This is a genomic window from Nostoc sp. 'Peltigera membranacea cyanobiont' 210A (genome assembly GCF_002246015.1).
In the GTDB taxonomy this organism is placed as follows: domain Bacteria; phylum Cyanobacteriota; class Cyanobacteriia; order Cyanobacteriales; family Nostocaceae; genus Nostoc.
The window spans coordinates 208,987-234,401 of record NZ_NOLJ01000012.1 but is presented as its reverse complement, the minus strand read 5'-3'; the positions used below and the strand labels follow the sequence as shown (position 1 = coordinate 234,401).

Here is a 25,415-nt window from a genome sequence, read left to right as displayed (position 1 = left end):
GCTGCTGAATTTTGAATAAAGTTTGCAAAAGTCGGGAAAAAAGTCGGATTTACAGAATCTTATCCGAAAACTCTAGCAATATAACTGTAGAGTAATTTATAGTTGTCCCTAAAATCTGAACTATCCTTGTCGTTACACAATGGACGCTGAAGCAGCATTAGCATGGTTAGACGCCATAATTCCCCCTCAGACTGGGGAACGGTTGAGCGATTTGCAAAAAGTGATTCTTGTGCAAGTTTGGTTGGGTAGAAAATACTTGGATATCGCTCATTCTTACGGTTGTACGGAAGGACACGCCAAGGATGCTGGTTCTCAGTTATGGAAGCTGCTTTCTAAGGTATTGCGAGAAAAGATAACCAAAAGTAATTGTCGCGCTGCTTTGGAGCGAGTTTTGAGAAAAACTACTGCGATATCCAGTTTGATTGATTATTCGCGATCGCCACACCCCACCCCAAAATTAGAGGATACCAATTTTATTGGACGAACACCAGCGATCGCTCACCTGAATACTTTGGTAAATCAAGGATCAAAAGTGATTGTCATCCAAGGTGAGGGAGGTTTAGGTAAAACTACTCTAGCGCAGCAATATCTCCATCAGGGGTTTGACTTGGTTTTAGAACTGCTGATGGCGAAGGAAACGCAGAATATCACCCCTGCGGAAAGGGTAGTTGAGGAATGGCTCAAACAAGATTTTGATCAAGAACCTGGGGTAGAATTTGGGGTTACATTGGGAAGACTCAAGCGCCAACTCCACAATCGGCGAATTGGGGTGTTAATTGATAATTTGGAACCTGCATTAGATCAACAAGGTGGATTGATTGCTTCTCACCGCAACTATGTAGAACTATTACGGGTTTTGGCTGATGCTAGGGTGCAATCTGTTACCTTGATTACTAGTCGCGATCGCCTTTGTGAACCTGGACTAAATGTGAATCACTATCGGCTTCCTGGCTTAGATGAAAGCGCATGGCAACAGTTTTTTAGCAACCGGGGATTAGCCATCGATTCGCCAACCTTGCAAATCATGCATCGCACTTATGGCGGTAATGCTAAAGCAATGGGAATTCTCTGCGGTTCGATTCAGGAAGATTTTGGCGGTGACATGGTTCTTTATTGGCAAGAAAATCATGCCGATCCGTTAGCAGCAACGGACTTAAAAAATTTAGCCGTTAGTCAAATCAATCGTCTGCAAGCCCTCGATCCCCAAGCATATCGCTTACTTTGCCGTTTGGGATGTTATCGTTACCAAGACATACCCAGCATCTCATCTCAAGGGTTATTTTGTTTACTTTGGGATGTTCCACCCGATCAGCATCGCCAAATCATCGCCTCTCTGAGAAATCGGTCTTTGGTGGAGTGTGAGAAAGGTGAATATTGGCTGCATCCGGTGATTCGGAAAGAAGCGATCGCACGTTTACGTCCCAGCGATGAATGGGAAATTGCCAACCACAAAGCCGCAGAGTTTTGGACAACTAGTGTTAAACAAATTGAAACCTTTAAAGATGCTTTGCAAGCTTTAGAAGCATATTATCATTATATAGAGATTCATGAATTTGAGTTAGCAGGCAAGGTCATTTTAAAAAGCCGAAATAATCAATGGCAGCAGTTTTTACCTCTTGGTAGTACATTGTATCGGATGGGTTTAATTCAACCGATACTTGCGGCAATTGATCGAGTTGTTCACAATCTAGAAAATGACCAAAATCTCAGCGAACTTTATAATATACTGGGCGATTTATATTGGATAACAGGTAAAATTAGTCAAGCGATCGCTTGTCAAGAAAAAACTATTACTCTGGCAACTCAAGCACTCAAATCACTTGTACCTCAGTCAGAAAATAAACATCCAGTTTACTATCTGAGGATGCTAGAGGTAGATTCTTTATTAAGTATTGGTCTTTACAAGATAGATTTGTGGGAACTAGAGTCAGCCGCAAAGCTATTTCAGCAAGTAATTTATCTGGCTCAAAATACCGAGCATCATCGCTGGGCAGAGAAAGCTTCAGTCTGTTTAGCTTTGGTGTATTCTTATTTAGGTTTGCGCGATCCTTCATATCAATTAGCAGATGTAGCTTATCAAAATATTACGAAGGAAAAACTGGTAGAACAGACTGGAAGATTTGTATATTTCATGCAAATTTTAGGTGAAACATACGTCAATTTAGGCGAATTTTGTCAGGCAAATCAGATATTCCACCAAGCTTTGACTTTTGCTGAAGAAAGTCATTATATGCAGGTAAAAGCAAAAACACTCAATGGTTTAGCAGAAATCTATCGACAACAAACAGATTTTGCATTAGCTCTCGCTAATCATACAGAAGCAATCGAACTTCTTGATAAAATAGGTGCAAAGTGTGACCTAGCTGAAGCTTATTTTCAATTGGGTTTAACTAATCAAAGGATGTCAAAACCTGATGAAAGTCAAATAAATTTTGATCGGGCAATTCAGCTATTTACTGAAATCAAAGCACCGAAACAAGTTGAAAAAGTTTTAAAGTGTGCTACTCAAATCTGTGTCACCAATCGTAGATTGGAAAGGATGTAAAAATCTTTGATTTAGTAGACGGCTCTGCAAACAAATCAAAGTAAATAATTAAAAGTTGACTCAAGGACTTGGTGCAGTCCATTGAGAAGCGGTTTGATCGTACTTTCCTCTTATGGTTGCAGCCCGAGGACGAGCTGCTGCTAAAGCCGCTAGCTCATCATCTTCCGAGGTATAGTCTCCAAAATCTACACCTAATAAACCACCATTACCTAAAATCCCGATACTTTTCAAATGATCCTCAATATTATCTAAATCAAGAATGTCAGAGTCATCATTACTTAAAGTTCCCATCCACATAATCCAAATATCTTTTTCTATTTGATCGACTCCGGGCTTAGTAGGATCGTAAGCCAAAATAGAATTACCAAAGGCACTCATCGCAGTTGCTTTTTGTCTCAACTCGCTAAAGACACTTGCCATTCCATTAATGCGATCGTTCATAGCATTAGTTGCTGTTAGTATATCTGCTGGCGAATATGACGATGCACCACCAGCAATTTGTACCCTGATTTCTGCAATTAATCGCTCAAGAATAACGGTATTTTTATGTAAGTTTGCTAATACTTTATTGGTTTGCAATGCACCACGATACATTGATGCAACGTGTTGCCAAATATTACTTCGCAGCATATCAGGTGAAAGACCACCAGGTTGTAAATCACTGCCTCGCGTTGTTATGGCATCTGATAAAGCAAGAGCTATTGTGGAAGATGCAGCTGCTTGTAAAAATGAAGAACCAGCTGCTGTACCTGCATCCGCTAGAGTGAGAGCAAACCATGCACCTGCGGTAGAAGGAGCAATATAGGCGGCGGCAAGACCTGCTAAAACACCCGTTCCTATTCCTAAAAATATTCCTCTCCAAAGAGTTTGATTTTGTGCTTCTGCTCTTCCTTGACCAATTACTCTTGAGTAATTGCTGTAAGCCATATCATAATTTATGGAGAAAATTCTTAATTTTGTACTGATTAAATCAGTATTTACTACAGATAAATCCACATAGATACTACCTAAATTATGACAAGCATCAATTAATCTTGCATTGGCTTCCGTCAGTGGCAGTTTTGTCGAAAGTTCTGTAACTACTGGGTTTTTTGGCGCTCTCTGCAACACATCTCTCTGCAATATCCCATCTTTCTGTTGTAATACATGGGTCAACTGATTATTCCCTGGCGATTTCCTTTGCCCAAAGTAAACATCGAGAGGTTTAGTTTGCACTTCTTCCTCTTGAGTCTGTTCTTCTGGTGTCATTTGCGGTTGCATTGCAGTATTAGGCATTGACATGACTTGATTAGCCACCCTATCGGCTTCCTGCTCATACTGGTCTCCTGGTTCTCCAACCGTCAGTTTTGCTTGTGGACGACGCAACGCTATGCTACTAATGTCGTGAACAGGCTTTTTTTTGATAGCTTGTGATTCCCAGGATTGTTCGCCAGCAGATTGTGCAGCTTGCAGGTCGGTTGATACCTCAGAGGATGCTTGGATTGGAGCTTTATTTGCGATGTCAAAGCCGCGCACTGGATTTGCCAGCGTTGGAATTGTTGCTGAGAGCAGCGACGGATTTGAAGTGGATATATCTGCTTTCTTAGACCCAAATATGCGATTGCTCATCTCACATCCTCAAGCATATTTTTGAATCAAATTATACAATTTGTTGGGTGGCGATCGCTATCGACTTAAGTATAAATTATTCTTTGTCGGCAGTGGCTCTGTGTGAGCGAGACTTGTAATTCTAGAAAGCTGGGATGAAAAACTGGGGCGATCGCTTTTGCAGGTGAATGAATTGGGTTAAGTTAGATTTATCTTGTCAAACTAGAAATTATTATGTCTTCTGCTCAAGATTTAGGAATAATTTTAGAAGACACACCAGAAGATGTTATATTTCCTCCTGGTGATTTATACAGTGATGAACCACCTTTGGAAACAGAACTTCACTTGCGGCAAATACTGCTATTGATTCAGTGTTTGGAATGGTTGTGGCAGGAGCGTCAAGATTTCTACGCTTGCGGTAACATGACGATTTATTACAGTCCGCGTCAACGCAAGTCTGAGCAATTTAGAGGCCCCGACTTCTTTGTAGTTTTAAATACCCAACGCAAAATACGCAAAAGCTGGGTAGTTTGGGAAGAAGATGGCAAATACCCAAATGTGATTGTAGAGATTCTTTCTGACAAAACCGCTGCTACTGATAGAGGGTTGAAAAAGGAAATCTATCAAGATATTTGGCGGACTCCTGATTATTTTTGGTTTGACCCGGTAAGTTTAGAATTTAAAGGATTTCATTTATTAGATGGCCGTTATCAAGAACTGCAAGCAAATGAAGCAGGTTGGTTATGGAGTCAGCAATTGCAGTTATATTTGGGAGTTTATGAATCGAAGTTGCGGTTTTTCACTCCCGATGGACAACTGACACCCACGCCTGAAGAAGTAGCACGCCAAGAACAGCAACAGCGTCAACAAGCCGAACAGCAACGCGAACAAGCCGAGCAACAACTTGCTCAAATGGAGTCCATGCTTGCTCGCTATCGGGAAAGATTTGGTGAATTACCAGAGTAATTTTGTTTGCTATATTTTCAAACGACGATTAACGTGTTCAACAACAATTCTTAATCAATTAAGTTCTCGATTATATTTATTCTGTTCTTTCGTCAATTTCTTCCCTTTTGGTTTTTTCATTAGAGTCTCACTCAATTGATGAATTTTAGTAATTCCTTGATAGCCTTTATCCGCTTAAATGTGTTGATTAATATGGGAGGTAAATAATGGATGGAGAAGAATTGAGAAGAAGATATGCTGCTGGGGAAAGAGATTTTAGCGGTCTCAATCTCAGGGGTGTTAATATCAGCGGCTCCGAACCAATGGAAGATGTTTTTATTAATATTGACTTGAGTGGAATCAATTTGAGTGGAGCCAACTTGACTGATACTATCTTGGCTGGTGCTGATCTTACTGATGCCAATTTGAGTAACGCCAATCTGACTAGTGCCCACTTGGGCCAGTGCAAATTAATTCGTGCTAATTTGAGTGGAGCCAATTTGACTAAAGCTTGTTTGGATGTTGTTAAGTTCATGGATACTGACATGAGTGGTGCTGAATTGCGATCCGCTTCTATCAGCCAAACTCAACTGGGTAACACCAATATGAGTGGAGCCAAGCATGTGAGTAATGTTGACTGGACTGGTACTACCGTCAGAGGTCTTGTTTTGGAGGATGGAAGTGTCCTCAACGACGATCACGACTGGTGAGACCATTGTTAGTTGAGAATTCGCCAACAGGGACGCATTCAATCCTAAATTTTGAAAATCAGTAACATCCATTTCAAGATTGTAAAATCACATCCATCCTCCAACTTCCGCATCAGTCAAGGGTTTCTCTAACTTACTGTATTCTGTTTGAGCCGCCCGCAATACGTGTTTCATCTGCACTGCTTCCCCAGCATCGGCAGCCAGGAAAGCTGCATTTAAAGCAATATTACGGATATTACCCCCAGCCACATTGAGCCGTGCTAGTTGCAAAGCATCTAAGTCTGCGGTTGGGGTTTCGGCTGGAAAGACGCGTCGCCAAATCTCGGCTCGTTGGGTTGTATCAGGGAAGGGAAACTGCACTACAAAGCGAATCCGTCGCAGAAAGGCTGTATCAATTGCACTCTTCAAGTTCGTAGTCAAGACTGCTAAACCTGGGTAACTTTCCATGCGTTGCAATAAGTAGCTAACTTCAATATTGGCATAGCGATCGCGCGCATCTTTAACTTCACTCCGTTTACCAAATAAAGCGTCGGCTTCATCAAATAACAAAATCACTCCACCTTGTTCTGCGGCATCAAATACCCGGCGCAAATTCTTCTCTGTCTCACCAATATATTTGCTAACTACCGATGATAGGTCAATCCGATAGAGGTCGAGGCGCAATTTCTGGGCCAGAACTTCTGCCCCCAAGGTTTTACCAGTGCCGCTACTACCTGCAAATAGAGCGCTGATTCCCAATCCCCTAGCACTCTTGCCCCCAAAACCCCAATTGTTATATACAGTACTACGTTGGCGCACATGAGCCGCAATTTCCCGCAGAACTTGTTTCTGCGCTTCTGGCAATACTAAGTCATCCCAATCACCGGATGGCTCAATCCGTTGGGCAAGTTCATCTAAGCGCGGACGTGCTTGCACGCGGCAGGCATCCCATAAAATGCTAGTGATATCGGTTTCTGGTGTTTGTGCTAATTGTCCTGCGGCTTCTGCACAAGCAGCGCGAATGGTTGCAGCACTGAGGTTAAACTGATCCACTAGGGTTTTGACTTGCCCATTCATTTGCGATGCACTCGCCCCTAATGCATCTTGCCAAACTGCACCTTGTTCTTTGCTAGTTGGTTGATGTACGTCAAAATTAACTACTAGGCGTTGTGATAAGCCGATGCGTTCCCGACTTGTGACTATTAAAAAGCCCTTTGTGCGTTCGATGAAACGAGCGATCGCATTTAGCCGCGCTGTATCATTAGTATCCAGTTCGTTGCAGTCTATCAGTAAGGCACTCTTACTTAAAATCGTCTCGCGAGTCCACAGGCGGATGAGATTATCCAACTCGCCAGGTGCTAAAGGAATGACTTGTGCAGGTATTACCCACAAGCTTAAACCCTGAAGTTGACAAATTGTGGCGGCAATGTCACGTTTACTGGCAGTTTCACCACTAGATAACTGGATAATTGGCAAGCTATTAACCTTGTAAGCTTGTGACCAAACTGCTGCGATTCGCTCTGCTAAATCTTGATGCGAAGGTACTAAATCGCTAACCTCTTGTAATGGCTCAATGATACCAGCTAGCCGTTCGTCAAGATATTGAATACCCGTGAGATAATGTAAAATCCGCTCGTCAATTCTCAAGGGACTAAGAGTTAGGGAATGACCATCACCAATTTGAATTAACCGCCAATGACGTAAGGGAGCATTTGGAGCGATCGCATCCCAGTGGACATTAGGTAAAGCTGCCAAAGCTAAACCCAAAGTTGGGTAAGCTCGTTGTGATTCATCGTGAACTATAGCACACAATTTGGCAAAATCTCCATTTAATTCCATACCTGCACACAACAGCAACAAATCGCGTTCAAAGGATGAGAGGCGAAACATTTTGCAGACTCTCTCTAATGCCGATGGTGCAGGCATAGCAGCAGTAGCTTCCTGTAACTCCTGCTGTAAATGCTCTTGGTTGTTCTCTTCAGGTTGATTTTGCTCTTTTGCCGTGTGATTTTCTAAAATACCACGCACCACGGCTAGGGCTGCTGATAGGTAGCGGTAGTTTGCCTCATCCCAATTGTGATTAATTGTCGTAGCATTCATAAAATTGTCACCTGTGGCGAATCATATTCCCCTAACTGATTCTTTTGCAGTGGACTTTCGGCGCCATCCACCCGCGCCCGAACAATATAAGTTCCTGGTTTGACATTTTTGACCGGAATCGCGATCGCATCAGTGTCTTGGGTAGGTGGTGCAGCCAAGAAAGAGTAAGCTACCGGATTATCACCTGATACCTCATTGAGTAGCAAAACTACCCGCTGTGCCTTACCTACTTTTGGCTGGAATTTAACGGTAATTTCTGCTGCGCGTAAATTCTCACCGCTATTTTCTACTTGAGTGACGAATGCTGTAATTGTTGGATGTAAGACAAAAGCCGCCACGTTTGATTCAACTAGATGATTCGTTTGCCCTGCATTACCCATTGTTAGATGTACAACTTGCACACCCTGTACGCTTGCGTATAAATCTGGCGGGACTAATAAACTGATTTGCGTTTCTTTTACTTCTTGAGGTACTAGTAATGTCTCCGTATTACCAAAACGAACTCGTGTGATTTCACCGCGTAACCGTTTACCACGAATTACTAATGTTGTACCTGTAACAATCATTTGTTCAGTCTTGGCCGGAGCTATAACTTGCTCTATATTCGGTTGAGATAAGGGCATCATGTAAAAACTTTCAGACTTGTCATTGGTACTTTCAATCAATACCATTGATGCCAGATAGGTAGCTGAAGGTCGATAGTGTGTTTGTAAAGCAGACCATAACTTAGAAGTTTCTTCCATGTTAAAAAACTCTGGAGTCAATTTGATCTGCCCAATTTGTTCAGCTAAAGCGGATACAGACACACTTGCTACAGCTTGCGAAAAAGCACTTGAAGTATTGGTTGTAGATGCATTGATCAAAGTATTTTCAATAATATCGGATGTGATAGCTGGTGTTTTGTGTAATAAATGCATTGCATAGCCGAGTAAAAGCTCTGCCTGAAAATCCTTGGCTCCGTAGGCTGTTAGTAAGTAGTGCAGGTCAAGAGCTAGTGGTGGAGTTGGAGAGCGTGGGTTTCCATTAATCCGTGAGTGCCTGCTCCGAAATTCTTGAGATACCCAATCGACATTGCGATTCTGCGTCACTTGATAGAGAAAGAGGTTGATTTGGGCACGCTCGTCAGCTTCAACTGAAATTCGATCGGGCGGTAGGGCAGTTACAATCACATCACCAACACTAGCAGCGATCGGATCGCTGACTAAACCATTTTCCAGCAAGACTTTTAGTACTGCTGTCACTGCGGCTATAGAGAGCACATTACTCATCCTGATTCCTCATGGCAATAGCACATATTAATCATGTACGCCAGAGAACATTAATAGAATATATTTTGCAAAACTTTAAGTATTCTGTAGCAAAGACTATCAGCACGCCAGACAAAAGCGCGTTGTCAACTATTAATTAAGACTTTAAATAATTAAAACTAAAGTCCCTATGACTACTAACCCAGTTCCTAAAATGATCTTCCAGCTTAATGTTTCTCCCAAGAAAATAACTGAAAACAATAAAACTAATACCAAGCTTGATTTATCAATTGGTGCGACAAGTGAAGCTTTTCCTACTTGTAAGGCTTGGAAGTAAAAAATCCATGATAATCCTGTAGATAATCCAGATAATAATAAGAAAATCATGGTTTTTTGGGATATAGCTAAGATATTAACTACGTTTCCTTGAAAAAATACAATCCCCCAAGCAACTACTAAGATGACAACAGTTCGGATTGCTGTTGCTAAATTAGCATTCACATTTTCTATCCCAATTTTGGCAAAGATAGTTGTCAATGCTGCAAAGCCAGCTGACAATAATGCATATATCCACCATGTTGTGGTGTTGCTTTCCATCTTAGCCTCCTGATTTGCTAGTCAAAATTAGCAGTGTAATTTAAGAAGAGTGTTAAATTCAATTACTTGTCTGTAAAGTTTGACTTGCTAGGTGCGTAGTTTGCGCTCTACCGTTTCACTCTCTTAGTCACTCAGCACTACTGAAGCAGACGATTCTCGTCGAACTTGCGCTAACTTAATATCAGGAACAAATTTCAACTGCTATTAGGTCTAAAGTTTAAACATTTTATCAAAATTATCACATTACTTTAAGTTACTAATATGTTAAGCTGAGTATAATTAGATAACTGCTAGTAGCATATATTACTAATATTCATCTAAGTTATGAAGCAATCATATTTGTAATACTAGTACTATCTCTGACTAAAGTTAACATTTTAAAGTAACTAGGATGGGTTGCCCCAGATGAAATCCCCACCTTCTTCAAATTCTTGGAATGGTCGCTTCGTAGGTGATAACCAGCGATACCGTTTAGACAGACGGTTAGGCGGGGGTGGCATGGGAGAAGTCTTCCTAGCAACGGACACCCGTGTTGGTCAACAGGTAGCGTTGAAGTTGCTCAAAGATACGCTAGTGGCATCACTCGAAATGAGAAAGCGTTTTGAGCGGGAGGTGGCAGTTTGTGCTGCTTTGCAAAGCGACCACATTGTTAAGATTAGTGACTGTGGTGTAACCCCGGAAGGTTTTCCATTTTACGTTATGGAATATTTGCGGGGGCAAACGCTCAGGCAATTACTGCTGCGCGAAAAGCGGCTGTCTGTTGAGCGGACGGTGAAGATTATGGCGCAAGTTTGTAAAGGTCTACAGCTTGCTCATCAAGGAGTTACTCTCCAAAGAGATGGCGGCAAAACCACTGAACATATTCAGGTAGTTCACCGCGACCTAAAGCCAGATAATATATTTTTGATGCCGACAGATTTGGGAGAGTGGGTGAAGATTTTGGATTTTGGTGTTGCCAAGATTCGTAGTGAATCTTCAGAAAATTCCAATATTACAAATATAACTAGTACATTTATCGGTACATTTCGTTACGCACCTCCTGAACAAATCCAAAGCGATCAAAACCTGGATGCTAGAGGTGATATTTACAGCTTAGGGATTATCCTTTATGAAATGCTGAGTGCAGCCGACCCCTTTGGAATCAGCATTAAGGGTAGTCATGTTAGTGAGGCTTCTTGGGTATTAGCTCATGCTTATGAGCCACCAAAACCACTGCGCGAGCAACCAGGGTGTGAGCATTTACCCGTACAATTAGAAGCCGTGGTGATGAAATGCCTCCACAAGAACCCAGCCAACCGATTTGCAACGGTAGAAGAACTGAATCAGGCTTTACAAGCTGCTGCCAAATTTGCCACAGAATCTAGCGTACCCGAACAAATGACTGGGCGATCGCAACCTTCTTCTAATCAAGGCTCAAATCACGAAACTGTTCCCAGACAATCAAACGACGACACGATTCTGCGTCCTCCATCTGCTTTCAATCAGGGTTCAAATCACGAAACTGTTCCTAGACAATCAAACGACGATACTGTTATTCGTCCTCCATCTGCTTTCAATCAAGGCTCAAATCACGAAACTGTTCCCAGACAATCAAACGACGATACTGTTATTCGTCCTCCATCTGCTTTCAATCAAGGCTCAAATCACGAAACCGTTCCTAGACCATTTAACCCAGTTGAACAAAATCCACAGAGTCCTGTGAATAATCCGAACGCCAGCAAACCTGATGTGACGTTATATCAACCACGACCAGGATCTAATCAAGGCGGGCAACAAGTACCACCAGATAAGACGTTGTTTCAACCGCGACCAGGATCTAATCAAGGCGGTCAACAAGTGCCACCAGATAAGACGTTGTTTCAACCGCGACCAGGATCTAATCAAGGTGGGCAACAAGTGTCACCAGATAAGACGTTGTTTCAGCCGCGACCAGTATCTAATCAAACTAGACCACCAGTGCAACCAGATGTGACTTTATATCAGCCACGACCTGCGTCTAATCAACGCAGACCACAAGCGCGAACGGATGACACTATTTACCAACCAAGGCTAAGTGAGCAGCTAACTACGAGAATTACCCCCAATTTCTTGCGAATCGTAGGGGTGGTGTTGGCTATTGGGGTGACTTTAGCAGTAGTAACCTATATATATACTCAATTTCAATCTGGTAAACAGCCAAGCAACCAGCAAAATTTACCTAATAGCGATCAGCGCATTTAGAACTAATCAGCTAAAGAGGCTTTTGGGATTTTTGCACAGATGCGGTAATCATAAGTGATATCATGTCCGCTTGGTTACTTATTAAACCTCAAGAACCCCACCCCGCCAAAGCTACGCTTTGTCTCCCCTCCCCGCAGGCGGGGAGGGGCTGGGGGTGGGGTGCAATGATTGTGAAAATCATAGCTGATAAATCATCATAAAGACGCGATAAATCGCCGTCTCTACAATATCAGTCTTTTGTAGAGACGGCGATTCATCGCGTCTCCCGACTTGGGCGAATTGGCGTACTACTCATAGGGGTACACCAATCAGCATTGCTGTGCCCCTATAATTCATCCCAAACTACGGGAAAGGAATAATCTGAAAACGCCGAGAAATCACGATTTTCGCTGCGGGTTTCTTCATCCAGAACTTTGACAACTTTGTTATAAATATCTTGCGCTTGTTGCGGTGAATCACCGATGCTGGTTAATCCCACCTTGCCAAACTGCGAAAGGCAACCCATAAGATGAAACACTGTACCCGTTTCTGTACCACTGTCAAACTGCAATCTGTGGTGAGCGATGATATCCATTAAATCATTAGGTAATAATCCCTGATAGCGCTCTTTTTGGAGATTATCAGTGGCAACGTAGTATTTTGGACGACCTTGTTGACTATAAAATAAACCCGTGGAAAGGTCATAGCGACCGTTCGTTAATAATTTCAGGGTCATGAATGGATGAGTTGTACCGCCTTTACGTAGGTTAATTTCGATCGCCTGAATATCCCAGTCTCCATTACCCTTGTCAACGGCGATAAAATCTACACCAAACCGTTCTAAAGTGCCTTTATCTGCTAGCTTTCTGCCAACTTGAAGTCCCAATTGCTGTAATTGCAACCGATATCTTTCATCAGCAGGAAAGCTGCAACCAAGATAAATCTGACCGTCTGGGCCTCCGAGAATTTGGTCGTGAGTTGAAAGGATTTCCACTTCGCCTTGGGGTGTGATCCGTCCTTGAACGCTGGGCGATCGCTTAATTTCCCCTTCCACAAATGCTTCGGTAATTGCCCCTAATTCCGGGATTCTTCCCGAAAAATTATCCCATGTCTCAAGTTTTGCTTGAAAGCGCATCGTTGAAAGGCGATCGCTAATTACGGCTATCCTTTCGGCATGAGTACCAGTGTTTGGTGCTAAATTCGCAATCGGTCTGAGATCCAACAATGCATTCCCCTCGCCAGAAATGCCCTCGTTGAGTTTTACTACTACCCGTTTTAATGTTGGTTGGCGTTCCCACAAATCAACGGTAGCGGAAGCCAAATCTGTGGGGTTCCAAACTTTTTCGCTGCCATCTGGATGTGGTACTCCGCTTTCCTTGAAAATTTGCCGACTACCACTTTTTGTCCCCCAAATCTGTAAATCTGGTGCAGCAGCATATAGTGGTACACCTAATTTTAAAGACAATTCGCCTTCCCAGTGCGAAGAGTTGTAGCAGATCATAAATGATTTGTCTAGCCTCAAAGATTGCTGAATCCGCTCTAGCAGACGGGGGCGTTCTAAAATCTTTTGGCTCAGAGGCTTAAGGGAGGAATCGTAAGTAGAAAGTAACAGCAAGCGATTGCGAGCATGAGAAAAGGGAATTCCTGGCAACAGTTGCAAATAATAATCAATGATACTTGGATGCAGCGGTACTGATGTTACATAAATCAGCCGAGTTTGGGGATTCCGCAACCGAATTAAAGAAAATAGTAATCTTTCTTCATAATGTTCGCAGCCTTCGATCTTTTGGAGTTCGCGCTGGTCAAGACTCAAGGAGGGAATAATTAAAATATCCGCTTCGCTATTGTCAAATAGTTCGCTCGTTTTCCAGCGATCGCGCAGGGTTAATTGTAAGTGGCGAAACTTTTCAACCTGTTCTAACTCGGAAATATTTAATGTTGCCATAACCCATGCCCTCTAATGATCTCAATGTAGCGCACCACGCACCCTTTTGGACGATGTATAGTCGCTGTGTCAAGATTCAGGTATTTTTGTAAAAAATTTCTGGAAGTCCGCAAGGATCGATCAAACTATAGCAACCCGCAAATCGCCGACTTCTTTAATTCTTTTCCCTCTTAAGGTTGAGCTAATTGCTGCTTACTTTACCTCTAGAGGGCGATAAAGTACAGCAATATAATAGTTAACTTTAAAACAGATGAAAAAGATAAATTCTTCATCACATTAGAGTTGTGTACTTATTTTCATGGTCAGGCGTGAGGATAACTAATGTAAGTTGCGTAGAGTTGCTGGAATAAGTAAGTTTGGCAAACATCCAGGATATAAGTGCCTAAAATTGCAAATGGCTAGTGAGAGTCAAAGCAAAAAATAAACCTTGGGTTGAATTTTCGATCCAAGGTTTAGTTATGAGATAGGGAATAGGAGAAAGATGGAGTGTAACTAATTCCCAATGCCCCTTTCTCAATGCCCCATTCAATATTCACCAAGGTAAAACAGATGGCTAAATCAAAAGAACCAAAAGAGAAAAAAGAGCAAAAATTGCAACCGCCGCAGCAACAAGAAACTCCAGGTGTTGAATCAGAAATGACACCAAAACCCAAAGCTGATGATGCTCAGTATCGGGGTAGTGGGAAGTTACAAGATAAAGTAGCATTGATTACGGGTGCAGATAGTGGGATTGGTCGTGCTGTTGCGATCGCATTTGCAAAAGAAGGTGCAGATGTGGCTATTCTTTACCTTAACGAACACGATGATGCCAAAGAAACAAAACATTTGGTAGAAAAACAAGGGCGTCGTGCAGTAACCATTGCAGGTGATATTGGCAATGAAAGTTTTTGTCAGCAAGCCATACAGCAAACAGTTGGTGAGTTTGGCAAACTCGATATTCTCGTCAACAACGCTGCTGAACAACATCCAAAAGAAAGTATTGAAGAAATCACCGAAGAACAACTAGAGCGAACTTTCCGCACTAATATCTTCTCGATGTTTTTTATGACTAAAGCTGCACTCAAGCATTTGCAAGCAGGCAGTTCTATCATCAACACCACATCAGTAACAGCTTATAAAGGTAGTCCACAACTACTAGATTACTCCTCTACAAAAGGCGCGATCGTTGCTTTTACTCGCTCCTTATCAAAAAATTTGGTATCCAAAGGAATTCGCGTTAATGCTGTCGCACCAGGGCCAATTTGGACACCTTTAATTCCCTCAACTTTTCCTGAAGAGAAAGTTGAAACTTTTGGGAAACAAGTACCAATGGAACGAGCCGGACAACCAGAAGAAGTTGCTCCTAGCTACGTATATTTAGCTTCGGATGATGGTTCTTATGTTTCTGGACAAGTGTTACATGTCAATGGTGGAGATGTTGTCAATGGGTAAGTAGAATAGTTAAGAGTTAAGAGTTAGGAGTTATGAGTAAGGAGTTAGGAATTAAGAGTTATAAACAATATATTTTAAACTTACAACTTTTAAGTCCTAACTCTAAACTTATAACCCTTAACTTTTAACTTTTAACTCTAAACTTATAACTCTTAACTCTACCTCATGGTCATCCATTGGAGGGATGATTTAATGTCGAAATATTGATAGCCTGTCTAACAGCGTACATTTAAGAAATAATAACTACGTTTATGGCATCTCCTACACCATTGAATGGCAGAGAACTAGTAGATTGTGCTAGAGCAAATGCCCAGCAAGGAATTGAAACTGCTGCTTATCAATGTGGCTATGGTCAAGACCTCAACAAATTTGCCAGAGAACTTAGACAAGCTTGTGAAGACATGAATTTACAAGTGAAGGAACTTAGCGGATTGATTACTGACCAGGATATGATACTGCAATTGGGTACTGGCGAAATTGTTGCTCCAGATACGGAATCAGAATTGTAAAAGTTAAGTTAGTCATTTGTCGTTTGTCCTACCCTGCGGGTTCGCCTTTGGCGTTCTCGAAGAGTAGCCCCTGGCGCGTCTATGTCATTTGTAGTGTGTTATTCACTAATGACTAATACTTCTCTACGAGAGGCTCCGCCAACGACTACGCTCAGTACAAGTGACTAATGACTAATGACTTTTTTCATAACTTTAAAATTACCCGCGCTAAATTGAAATAAATCAAAACACCTACGACATCAACTGCTGTGGTAATAAATGGTGCTGACATTAATGCCGGATCTAAACGAAGATAGCGAAATAGAAATGGCAGTGATGAACCAGAGATCGAAGCTAAAATAGAGATAGCTACCAAACTAGTGCCTACAGCGATCGCTACTTCTATTCGTCCTTGCAAAAAATAAGCCCAGACAGTAGCGATCGTACCTAACATTCCTCCCAATAATGCCCCAGCGATCGCTTCCCGGCCGATTACCTGCAATGCACCAAGCGATCGGATTTCATCGGTATTCATCCCGCGAATCACCACTGTGGAAGATTGAGCGCCTACATTACCCCCAGTACCAGTCAACAAGGGGATAAAGGCCGTCAGTGTCACCACTTTTGCTAAAAGATCCTCTTGCGACTTAATAATTGTCCCTGTAACGGTATTAGTTATAAGTAAGACCAATAACCAGACAACTCGCTTCCGAGCAATTTCTAGCAAATTCATTTGAAAATAATTGTCGCCCCCCGACTGCACACCACCACCCAAGGCATAGATATCCTCGGTGGTTTCTTGTTGCAGAATATCAATTACATCATCTACCGTAACAATACCTACTAGAAGCTGTTCTCGATCTACCACAGGCACAGCCAAAAAATCATATCTTTGGATTAATCTTGCAACTTCTTCCTGGTCTGTATCAGTGTAGACAAACACCACATCACGGGTCATAATTTCGCCAATAATTTGCTCAGGCTGAGACGTTACTAATTCCCGCAACGATACAATTCCCGTCAAGCGCCTTGCCGCATCCATGACATAAAGATAATAAATCATCTCACTAGCATTAGCTAAGTTGCGAATTCGCTCTAGAGCTTGAGATACTGTAAAGTTTTCTTTCAGCGAGATCAACTCTAGCGTCATAATTCGCCCAGCTGTATCAGCTTCATAACCCAATAGTTGGGCTGTAGCTTGACGTTCTGCTGGACTCAGTTGTTCTAGCAAGCGATTAACGACTTTTGCCGGTAATTCATCAAATAACCTAGCTCGGTCATCCGGCGACATTTGATCGACAATATCGCAGACTTCCTGGCTTTTAAGTTCTTCAATTAACCGTTCTTGAACACTGTAGTCGAGATATTCATAAACTTCTATAGCTTCATCCTTAGAAAGCAAGCGAAAAGCCAAAGCGTGCATCGCTTCTGGCAAACCCTCAATCGCCTCGGCGATATCCGCAGGCTGCACGGGCACGAGAATAGATTTTGCTCCCTGCAAGTCTCCTGCCTCTAGGAGCATTTGCAGCTGAGTCCGCACTAAATCTCGCAATTCCCTGCGTGAGAGATTCTGGGTGGTAGAGTTTACATTGTTTGTCTCAGTCAAAGTCCACTTTCCTCAGCCAGTTTGAACAAGGTTGCTGCCCCTAGTCTAGGGGAAAGTGGGATGTGCAAGGTCAAACTTGTAATTTTTCTCACTTTGAGTAAATTGAAAACTTTTGTAAATTAACGAAAGAGTAGGGTTTCGGACGCTGACAATTCTTTGCGTTCAGCGATATCACAGCGTCTCGTTGACGCTGTGCTATCCGCCAGTCATACAGAATACCCAACTGAATTCTGACTCCTGACTCCTGAATTATGTTCGATAAATTAATAGTCAAGATGAAGTATGGATAAATATTAGTTTTTTAAATCTTTAAATATTAAAAGTTTTCTTTATCTAATTTTTATATAGTTAATAAATCTGTAGATAAAATACATTAAATTATCCGGTACTTTAACAATTTTTACTTAAACATCATCAAAACTTTTATATTCCTTTAAAAAAGAATATATTAATGTGAATATTTAAACAAAGTTCCATAAACAAGATAGACATAACACCGCATCTATTGTCAAATATGTAGAAGTAAAAGAATACTTAAGTAATCTATGTAAAGCTATTACATTTGACTAATTACGCATGTATTTGCTTTCTTGAGCATTGCTTGCCTTACTGAAATATGCATCTGCACATCATTGAAATTTAGAAGGTCTCAAAAACTCAGTAATTTTTTGAAAGCAAATAAAGACTAATATGTTCTTCAAGTAATTATTCATAATTAGTAATTAATAAAGATATATTTATAAGCCAATCAATGATTAGCCGATCAATATATTTATATCAAGCTTTATGATGCATTCTTGGTTGAAATATTCAATCTAAAACTAATCCTGAAACGTTAATTATGGCATCAAATCAAAACTTATCAACATCTGTAAGCCCAGTAATTACGACTAAATCATCTCTAGAAAGCATTGACCAAGGGCAAACCAGCATTTCTGCTCGGTCTAGCCTCATCTCTCAAGGAGATGGACTCAAGGCAGAGTATTACGACAACATCGACTTCACCAGCCTCAAGCAAACTCGCATAGATGCGACGGTGAACTTTAACTGGCGCGCTGGTTCCCCCGCTGCGTCGATTGATGCAGATAGCTTCTCAGCGCGGTGGACAGGTCAGGTAGAAGCCAAGTACAGCGAAACTTACAAGTTCTACACCACTGCTGATGATGGTGTGCGACTGTGGGTGAATGGTCAACAAATCATCAATCAGTTTATCGATCAACCTGCCACCGAATCCAGTGGCTCGATCGCACTAGTTGCAGGTCAGAAGTACGATATTAAACTTGAGTACTACGAAAATAAAAACAATGCCGTTTCTCAACTGCGTTGGTCAAGCACCTCTCAGGCGAAGGAAATCATTCCTCAGTCCCAACTGTATAGTAATGTCAGCACACCTAGTAGTGGCAATGGACTCAAAGCAGAGTACTACGACAACATCGACTTCACTAACCTGAAGGTAACTACTACAAATCCGACGGTGAACTTTAACTGGGGCGCTGATTCTCCCGCTCCGTCGATTGATGCAGATAGCTTCTCAGCGCGGTGGACAGGTCAGGTAGAAGCCAAGTACAGCGAAAGTTACAAGTTCTACACCACTGCTGATGATGGTGTGCGACTGTGGGTGAATGGTCAACAAATCATCAATCAGTTTATCGATCAATCTGCCACCGAATCCAGTGGCTCGATCGCATTGGTTGCAGGTCAGAAATACGATATTAAACTTGAGTACTACGAAAATAAAAACAATGCTGTTTCTCAACTGCGTTGGTCAAGCGCCTCTCAGGTGAAAGAAATCATTCCTCAGTCTCAACTTTATTCACCATTTCTTGAGACCACTATCACCTTGGGATCGTCTTCGATGACTGTGAACGAAGGCAGTGATAGTGTTACCGTTAAAATACTTAGAACTGGAGATTTAAGTAGTACATCTTCAATCAAGTATGCAACTATAGGTAATACTGCTACAAAAGGAATTGACTATGGGAATGAAGGCGTTGAAAGTGCTGGAATACTTACTTTTGCGGCGGGACAAAGCAGCACGCAGGTATCCATTCCGATCAATGATGATTCCTCGATAGAAGCAGATGAAACCTTTAATTTTGTCATCGATCAGGCAGAGGGGGCAACACTCGGAGTTCAAAGAACTCTCGCAATTACGATTCAAGACAACGATCGCTCCGGCCTCGATTTCAGTCAGCCAGTAGTTAGTGAGGGTGACGGTACTGCTAAGGTGACAGTTACACGGGGCAATGCTTCGGCGGCTGCTAGCGTCAACTACATAACCCAAGATGGGACTGCTAAAGCTGGATCTGACTACCAGGCTGTATCTGGAAGCTTGAGTTTTGCAGTTGGACAAACCAGCAACACCATTGTTATCCCCATTCTTAATGACAACGTTGGGGAATCAAATGAAACATTTGCTTTGAAGTTCAGTAACCCAGTTGGAGTGCAGCTAACTAATCAACAGACAAGTATCAGTATTATTGATAATGACTCTGGTAACTTTGCTTTAGATACGGTAGCTTCTGGTTTGAATCAACCTACAGCTTTTGAATGGGCACCTGATGGTAACAGTATGTTCATTGCCCAGAAGAATGGGGTAGTGCGAGTCATGAAAAACGGTACCTTATTATCTACACCATTTACTGATATTCGCGGACAGGTAAATGATACGCGCGATCGCGGTCTGTTAGGCATTGCCGTACATCCAGATTTTGGCAAAAATCCCAACGGCAACAACTATGTTTACCTGTTGTATACCTACGATCCACCAGAAACTAATACAAGCAATTCTAAGAACAATCCCAATAGTACATTGGACGATCCCGATCAGAATGGGAATCGGACTGCACGGCTAAGTCGCTTTAAAGCCGACCCCAACACTAATTACACTACTGCGATCGCTGGCAGCGAAGTTGTGCTACTCGGTACAAATGGCACTTGGGCGAATATTATCAAGCCAGATGGAAATAGTACAAATGTCTCACTTGGCTATGCACCATCAGGAATTCTCAACAAAGATACTGGTAAGCCGTTTACCAGCTTGCAGGATTATCTCAATAATCTCGATAAAGTCCAAAATATCCAGAATTTTATAGCCAATGATAGTGAATCTCACTCAGTTGGTTCTGTGCGTTTTGGTACTGATGGTTCTCTGTTTGTGAGCTTAGGAGATGGTACTTCCTACAATGGAGTAGACCCCAGAGCAATTCGCGTCCAGGATAAGAATAATCTATCCGGCAAGATTCTGCGGATTGACCCGATTACTGGTCAAGGCTTATCAAGCAATCCTTTCTACAACGGTGACGCCAATAGCAATATTTCCAAAGTTTATGACTTAGGTCTGCGTAACCCCTTCCGTTTCACAATTGATAAAAAGACCAATACCCCTGTAATTGGTGATGTTGGCTTCGGTACTTACGAAGAGGTCAATATCGGAAAACCAGGAGCTAACTTTGGCTGGCCATTCTATGAAGGTGGACTTGATGCAAATGGTAATGTCGTCAGTCTGAAACAACCAGTCTACGCTAATTTAGATGCAGCAAAAGCCTTCTATAATAGTGGCTCATCTGTTACAGAACCACTGTACACTTACAAGCATTCTGGTTCTAATTCGATCCTGGTGGGTGACTTTTACACAGGTAATACTTTCCCTTCAATCTATCAAGGTGCCTTATTCATTGGTGATTTCAGTCAAGGAACTATCGATGCTTTGATATTAGATAGTCAAGGTAAAGTTACCTCCGTTAAGCGGTTTGCTTCCCCAGCAGACAGGCCTAATCTAGGACTGCCTACACAAATCACCACTGGCCCTGATGGTAATCTGTATTACGCAAACTTGACCGGAGGCGAGATCGATCGCTTCCGACCTGTTTAGAGATGACTTGAAGGAGGCAGGAGGCAGGAGGCAGGAGGCAGAAGGCAGGAGGTAGAAGGCAGGAGGCAGGAGGTAGGAGGCAGGAGGCAGGAGGCAGAAGGCAGGAGGCAGAAGGCAGGAGGTAGGAAGTAAACTCTTGATGTCTGATTTTGACTCCTGTACTTTATACTTCATCTAGTTGAAAACTGCTGTATCAGTTATCAGTGAACAGTCGGATAACTGTTCACTGATTTTGCTCAAGATAACTTTGTCAGAAATCCCAACAATTTTTTGGTATTTGATGTTAAAAGTGTTCGGCGATAAGCATCAGCGGCTTTTTTAATCGCTTCGGCTTGAGTGGGATAAGGATGAATTACACTGCTTAACTTGCTCAAACCAATCTTATTCACCATTGCCGTAGTCACTTCTGAGATCATCTCACCCGCGTGACTGGCGACAATAGTTGCACCGATAATTTCATCAGACCCCTTTTTATGGTGGATTTTGAGAAATCCTAACTCTTCACCATCTGCGATCGCTCGGTCTACACTATTAAAAGGTATGTTGATGGTCGTCACTTCAATACCCAATTTTTCCGCCTCGTGTTCGTATAACCCTACGTGAGCAATTTCTGGGTCAGTATAAGTTACCCAAGGCATCACCAAACTACTGAGTTTCGAGCGTCCCAAGCCAAAGGGAGAAAACAGGGTATTTTTAATTACAATCCGCGCCGCGGCATCAGCAGCATGGGTAAACTTCCAGTTCATGCAGATATCGCCAGCTGCATAAATTTTGGGATTGGTCGTCTGGAGGTAATCATTTACCTTCACGCCTTGGTGCTTGTCATATTCTACACCCACAGCTTCTAAATTTAGATTTTCGACATTTGGCGATCGCCCCGCACCAACTAAAATTTCATCGACTGTCACCGAATCTCGATGACCATTGGTGGAGAAGTAAAGGCGTTTCCCTTCGGTGACAGTTACCACTTCTTCCAATTTGGAATCGAGTACTAGGCGAATTCCTTCTTTAATCAAAACCTTTTGGAGAATTTCAGCGCCCTCAGCATCTTCTTTATTAAGGATGTGAGAACCGCTATGGAAAAGTACCACCTCACAACCCAACCGTCGGAAAGCTTGCGCCAATTCGCAACCAATGGGGCCGCCACCAATCACCGCCAAACGTTCCGGTCGTTGAATCAGCGAAAACACTGTCTCATTAGTTAGATAACCCGCCTGTTCAATTCCTGGAATCGGCAGTTGTGCAGCTCTTGCGCCAGTTGCAATCACAGCTTTTTTAAACTTGAGGGTTTTATCGCCAACTTCCACGGTATTTTTACTCGCAAATCGACCGCTACCCAAAAAGACATCAACACCCAAGTTTTGAAACCGTTCCGCCGAGTCGTTAGGGCTGATATCAGCTCTTATCCGCCGCATTCTGGCCATGACTTTGGGAAAATCAACATCAATATTGCGTTGGGGAATATTAACTCCCAAGTCTTTAGCATCCCAGATTTCGCCAATGACGCGGGCAGAGCGAATAATAGTTTTAGATGGTACGCAACCAACATTTAAGCAATCTCCACCCATGAGATGCTTTTCAATTATCGCCACCTTTAAACCCAAATCCAGACCCGCCGCACCCGCAGCCACTACTAATCCTGCCGTACCAGCACCAATTACTACCAAGTCGTAAACATCGGCAGGTTGAGGATTAACCCAATTTGGCGGATGGACGTAAGATACCAACTTTTGGTTATACTCGTCTATTGGGCGAACTGTAACTCTCTCTAAATCTGAATTGGTCATTGGCAAAACCTCTTTTAAAATTAAGAATCCCGATTAATTTAGGCGGCTCAGTCTTTTATTTTTATGCTTGTTTAATGAATTAGACTTTGGACAAAATTAATTATTTGTCGGCGCATCCAATTCGGGCAATAACTGCCGAACGATTGAATTGACGCAGCGCGAAACCGCAACCAAGCCCGATAAAAATTAACGGACAATGCGAGCGTATCTTATGATTCACGAAGTCCTACGGCTTGAGATTAAGCGACGCTTTGCCTGTCTCCGGGTCGAAAGGCACTGATTGATGCTCATGCACAATCATCCACTTGCCGTCAATCTCACGCAAGCAAACAGTCGCCCGCACCCACATTTCGACTTTCCCTCCGTCTGTCAGTGTTCCGCTCACACGATAGAGGTAATGGCAGAAAGCTACCGTTTCGCCCGTCGTGATGCTCAGGTCTAGAATCTCATAGCCGATTGAGCCTTTAAACGAAGAAACCCACTTCTGGGCGCGTTCTTTAACCGTATCTGCTCCGATATATTGCAGTGGATTGATGATATCGAAGGACAGAATATCCGGCGCGTGATTGGACAAAAGCGCGTTGATGTCCTTGTTGCCTACTGCTTTGACGCGCTCCTCGATTATCGTGCGAATTTGGACTTCATCATTTGGTTTACTATTTTCAGTTGTCATATTATTTTCCTTTGTTCAATTGTTATCCCATTTTCCGCAATTTATTTTGTAATATACGAAGATTGCCAAAGATAGCGAGGGCATCTGTCCACCCTTACAATTCCTCTTCTAAAGCTTTCCGCGCAATCCGGGTTACATAAACTGTAACGGCGACTGTCGCAAATAAACCCAAAATGCGAATTGCCCATTGTAAAGTCGGGTTGGTAGGTTGAGCCTCAGTCCCAATCATCGCCAGATTACCTGCAAGGGAACCAATATAAACGTACAAAATGGTTCCGGGAATCATGCCTAGAGAGCCGATGAAGTAATCTTGAAGTGAAACTCCAGTGATGCCAAAGGCATAGTTAAGCAAATTGAAAGGAAATATCGGGGATAGTCGCGTTAACAGGACAATTTTTAATCCTTCTTTACCTACCGCTTGGTCAATGGCGGCAAATTTTTTGTTATCTGCGATTTTACCAGCAACCCAGTTTCTTGCTAAATAACGTCCCACAAGGAAAGCAGCAGTAGCGCCAAGGGTTGCACCGATAAACACGTAGAGAGAACCCCAAACTGCACCAAAAATTACACCTGCTCCCAAGGTGAGAATAGAACCTGGGAAAAAAGCAACGGTAGCGACAATATAAAGGGCAATAAAAGCTATGGCTCCCATCGCACCCAGGCTATCAATCCACTGCAAGGCTTCGCGTAAAATTGCTTGGGGATTAAAATAATTTGGATTTGCCGATTCTTGTGCCAAAGCCGGGTCTGTGTTTAATGAGAAACTACTTGCCAATATTAGTAATATTAATAGACTGAGGCTAAAAAACTTCTGCAAGCTTGTGGCATCAATACTTTTAACACTTCGGCTTCGCTCAGTGTTAAAGCCGAGCGGAGTCGTTCGCGTAGCGTCTCGCAGAGAGGCTCTAAATATCTGAATGATTGTTAGTTTTTTCATGAGTTGTGATTTCTTCTATTGCCACACTTTGAGCTAATGCTTTCTGAGCAATTTTTGTGATATATGCAGTTACAGCAACGGTAGCAATCAACCCAACCACTCGCATTATCCATTGCCAAACCTGAGTCTCTGGAGTAATTGGTTGATGAGAGGTGTTAATCATGGCAAGATTACCAGCTAAAGAACCAATATAAACGTACATCACAGTACCGGGAATAATGCCGAAGGAACCTAATATATAGTCTTTGAGAGAAACCTGTGTTATCCCAAAAGCATAATTTAATAAATTGAAGGGAAAGACGGGTGAAAGACGAGTTAGCAAAACAATTTTCCATCCTTCTTTAGCAACTGCTAAATCAATCGCTTTAAATTTAAGATGTTTTTCCATTTGTCGAGAAACCCAATCCCGCGACAGGTAGCGTCCAATGAGAAAAGCCAAGGTTGCTCCGATTGTTGCAGCAATTAGCACATATATTGATCCCCAAAATACACCAAACAGACAACCACCTTTGAGGGTTAGAAGAGAACCCGGTATAAATAGTAATGTTGCTAAGTTGAAAATAACTATGTAGGCGATAGGCCCGAAAGCACCAAGACTGTGAACCCAAATGACTAAGGTCTGTAAAAGTCCCTGAAAGTTTAACTGTTTAGCAGCAATTATTAGAGTGATAATCAGGCAACTTAGCAGTAGTAGTTTGAGTTTGAAATTGAATAAACGCTTGTTCATTTTTATAAGTTTCACCCTCAGAGGCTCGATGTTGACCT

Annotated in this window: 17 protein-coding genes and 1 pseudogene; 7 read left to right on the top strand and 11 right to left on the bottom strand. The window is 42.3% G+C overall.

Going from position 1 to position 25,415, the window contains the following annotated elements; all coding sequences use genetic code 11:
• The first annotated feature begins 139 nt into the window (after positions 1 to 139).
• A complete protein-coding gene (locus CDG76_RS31180) occupies positions 140 to 2,545 on the top strand; it encodes a tetratricopeptide repeat protein (protein ID WP_094352705.1) in 2,406 nt (801 codons plus the stop codon).
• Positions 2,546 to 2,605: 60 nt separating this feature from the next.
• Here the strand turns inward: CDG76_RS31180 and CDG76_RS31175 are convergent, their stop codons facing one another.
• On the bottom strand, positions 2,606 to 4,153 hold the full coding sequence (locus CDG76_RS31175) for a hypothetical protein (RefSeq protein WP_094352704.1): 1,548 nt from the start codon (positions 4,151 to 4,153) through the stop codon (positions 2,606 to 2,608).
• 213 nt (positions 4,154 to 4,366) lie between these two features.
• Here CDG76_RS31175 and CDG76_RS31170 point away from each other — a divergent pair, with 213 nt between their 5' ends.
• On the top strand, positions 4,367 to 5,098 hold the full coding sequence (locus tag CDG76_RS31170) for a Uma2 family endonuclease (protein ID WP_094352703.1): 732 nt from the start codon (positions 4,367 to 4,369) through the stop codon (positions 5,096 to 5,098).
• Between the two features lie 57 nt (positions 5,099 to 5,155).
• Here CDG76_RS31170 and CDG76_RS39775 read toward each other — a convergent pair.
• Positions 5,156 to 5,272: pseudogene (locus CDG76_RS39775) on the bottom strand (IS5/IS1182 family transposase); the annotation flags it as partial.
• Between the two features lie 32 nt (positions 5,273 to 5,304).
• Here CDG76_RS39775 and CDG76_RS31165 point away from each other — a divergent pair.
• On the top strand, positions 5,305 to 5,787 hold the full coding sequence (locus tag CDG76_RS31165; protein ID WP_094352702.1) for a pentapeptide repeat-containing protein: 483 nt from the start codon (positions 5,305 to 5,307) through the stop codon (positions 5,785 to 5,787).
• An 87-nt stretch (positions 5,788 to 5,874) separates the two neighbouring features.
• On the opposite strand, the gene CDG76_RS31160 is transcribed toward CDG76_RS31165, so the two are convergent.
• The 3 genes from CDG76_RS31160 to CDG76_RS31150 form a co-directional block, all read right to left on the bottom strand.
• A complete protein-coding gene (locus CDG76_RS31160) occupies positions 5,875 to 7,866 on the bottom strand; it encodes an ATP-binding protein (RefSeq protein WP_094352701.1) in 1,992 nt (663 codons plus the stop codon).
• The gene (locus CDG76_RS31155; RefSeq protein ID WP_094352700.1) at positions 7,863 to 9,134 is read right to left on the bottom strand and encodes a DUF4255 domain-containing protein; all 1,272 of its coding nucleotides are present in this window, start codon (positions 9,132 to 9,134) and stop codon (positions 7,863 to 7,865) included. Before CDG76_RS31155 ends, CDG76_RS31160 begins: the two co-directional genes overlap by 4 nt.
• A gap of 144 nt (positions 9,135 to 9,278) precedes the next feature.
• A complete protein-coding gene (locus CDG76_RS31150; protein ID WP_094352699.1) occupies positions 9,279 to 9,710 on the bottom strand; it encodes an EamA family transporter in 432 nt (143 codons plus the stop codon).
• Positions 9,711 to 10,115: 405 nt separating this feature from the next.
• On the opposite strand from CDG76_RS31150, the gene CDG76_RS31145 reads away from it, so the two are divergent.
• Positions 10,116 to 11,930, top strand: a complete 1,815-nt coding sequence (locus CDG76_RS31145) for a serine/threonine protein kinase (protein WP_094352698.1) — start codon at positions 10,116 to 10,118, stop codon at positions 11,928 to 11,930.
• Positions 11,931 to 12,255: 325 nt separating this feature from the next.
• Here CDG76_RS31145 and CDG76_RS31140 read toward each other — a convergent pair whose 3' ends face one another.
• A complete protein-coding gene (locus tag CDG76_RS31140; protein ID WP_094352697.1) occupies positions 12,256 to 13,854 on the bottom strand; it encodes a peptide ligase PGM1-related protein in 1,599 nt (532 codons plus the stop codon).
• 549 nt (positions 13,855 to 14,403) lie between these two features.
• Here CDG76_RS31140 and CDG76_RS31135 point away from each other — a divergent pair.
• Together CDG76_RS31135 and CDG76_RS31130 are read left to right on the top strand one after the other, a co-directional pair.
• Entirely contained in the window at positions 14,404 to 15,285 is an 882-nt protein-coding gene (locus CDG76_RS31135; RefSeq protein ID WP_094352696.1) for an SDR family oxidoreductase, read from the top strand.
• 251 nt (positions 15,286 to 15,536) lie between these two features.
• Complete coding sequence (locus CDG76_RS31130) at positions 15,537 to 15,794, top strand: hypothetical protein (protein ID WP_094352695.1); 258 nt, start codon at positions 15,537 to 15,539, stop codon at positions 15,792 to 15,794.
• 184 nt (positions 15,795 to 15,978) lie between these two features.
• Here CDG76_RS31130 and mgtE read toward each other — a convergent pair whose 3' ends face one another.
• Entirely contained in the window at positions 15,979 to 17,379 is a 1,401-nt protein-coding gene (gene mgtE, locus CDG76_RS31125; protein WP_094352694.1) for a magnesium transporter, read from the bottom strand.
• 841 nt (positions 17,380 to 18,220) lie between these two features.
• Here mgtE and CDG76_RS31120 point away from each other — a divergent pair.
• A complete protein-coding gene (locus CDG76_RS31120) occupies positions 18,221 to 21,253 on the top strand; it encodes a PA14 domain-containing protein (RefSeq protein WP_094352693.1) in 3,033 nt (1,010 codons plus the stop codon).
• Between the two features lie 236 nt (positions 21,254 to 21,489).
• Here CDG76_RS31120 and CDG76_RS31115 read toward each other — a convergent pair whose 3' ends face one another.
• The 4 genes from CDG76_RS31115 to CDG76_RS31100 form a co-directional block, all read right to left on the bottom strand.
• Positions 21,490 to 23,040, bottom strand: coding sequence for a mercuric reductase (locus CDG76_RS31115; protein WP_094352692.1), 1,551 nt, complete (start codon positions 23,038 to 23,040; stop codon positions 21,490 to 21,492).
• Between the two features lie 226 nt (positions 23,041 to 23,266).
• Entirely contained in the window at positions 23,267 to 23,713 is a 447-nt protein-coding gene (locus tag CDG76_RS31110; RefSeq protein ID WP_094352691.1) for a YybH family protein, read from the bottom strand.
• 94 nt (positions 23,714 to 23,807) lie between these two features.
• On the bottom strand, positions 23,808 to 24,650 hold the full coding sequence (locus CDG76_RS31105) for a TVP38/TMEM64 family protein (RefSeq protein WP_223265461.1): 843 nt from the start codon (positions 24,648 to 24,650) through the stop codon (positions 23,808 to 23,810).
• Complete coding sequence (locus tag CDG76_RS31100) at positions 24,619 to 25,377, bottom strand: TVP38/TMEM64 family protein (protein ID WP_094352690.1); 759 nt, start codon at positions 25,375 to 25,377, stop codon at positions 24,619 to 24,621. The genes CDG76_RS31105 and CDG76_RS31100 overlap by 32 nt, the downstream gene beginning before the upstream one ends.
• Positions 25,378 to 25,415 lie beyond the last annotated feature (38 nt).

Coding starts and splice junctions, on each gene's coding strand:
- CDG76_RS31140 (WP_094352697.1), bottom strand. CDS start 13,854: ATGGCAACATTAAATATTTCCGAGTTAGAACAGGTTGAAAAGTTTCGC.
- CDG76_RS31145 (WP_094352698.1), top strand. CDS start 10,116: ATGAAATCCCCACCTTCTTCAAATTCTTGGAATGGTCGCTTCGTAGGT.
- CDG76_RS31180 (WP_094352705.1), top strand. CDS start 140: ATGGACGCTGAAGCAGCATTAGCATGGTTAGACGCCATAATTCCCCCT.
- CDG76_RS31110 (WP_094352691.1), bottom strand. CDS start 23,713: ATGACAACTGAAAATAGTAAACCAAATGATGAAGTCCAAATTCGCACG.
- CDG76_RS31160 (WP_094352701.1), bottom strand. CDS start 7,866: ATGAATGCTACGACAATTAATCACAATTGGGATGAGGCAAACTACCGC.
- CDG76_RS31155 (WP_094352700.1), bottom strand. CDS start 9,134: ATGAGTAATGTGCTCTCTATAGCCGCAGTGACAGCAGTACTAAAAGTC.
- CDG76_RS31120 (WP_094352693.1), top strand. CDS start 18,221: ATGGCATCAAATCAAAACTTATCAACATCTGTAAGCCCAGTAATTACG.
- CDG76_RS31100 (WP_094352690.1), bottom strand. CDS start 25,377: ATGAACAAGCGTTTATTCAATTTCAAACTCAAACTACTACTGCTAAGT.
- CDG76_RS31130 (WP_094352695.1), top strand. CDS start 15,537: ATGGCATCTCCTACACCATTGAATGGCAGAGAACTAGTAGATTGTGCT.
- CDG76_RS31165 (WP_094352702.1), top strand. CDS start 5,305: ATGGATGGAGAAGAATTGAGAAGAAGATATGCTGCTGGGGAAAGAGAT.
- CDG76_RS31175 (WP_094352704.1), bottom strand. CDS start 4,153: ATGAGCAATCGCATATTTGGGTCTAAGAAAGCAGATATATCCACTTCA.
- CDG76_RS31115 (WP_094352692.1), bottom strand. CDS start 23,040: ATGACCAATTCAGATTTAGAGAGAGTTACAGTTCGCCCAATAGACGAG.
- CDG76_RS31150 (WP_094352699.1), bottom strand. CDS start 9,710: ATGGAAAGCAACACCACAACATGGTGGATATATGCATTATTGTCAGCT.
- CDG76_RS31105 (WP_223265461.1), bottom strand. CDS start 24,650: ATGAAAAAACTAACAATCATTCAGATATTTAGAGCCTCTCTGCGAGAC.
- CDG76_RS31170 (WP_094352703.1), top strand. CDS start 4,367: ATGTCTTCTGCTCAAGATTTAGGAATAATTTTAGAAGACACACCAGAA.
- CDG76_RS31135 (WP_094352696.1), top strand. CDS start 14,404: ATGGCTAAATCAAAAGAACCAAAAGAGAAAAAAGAGCAAAAATTGCAA.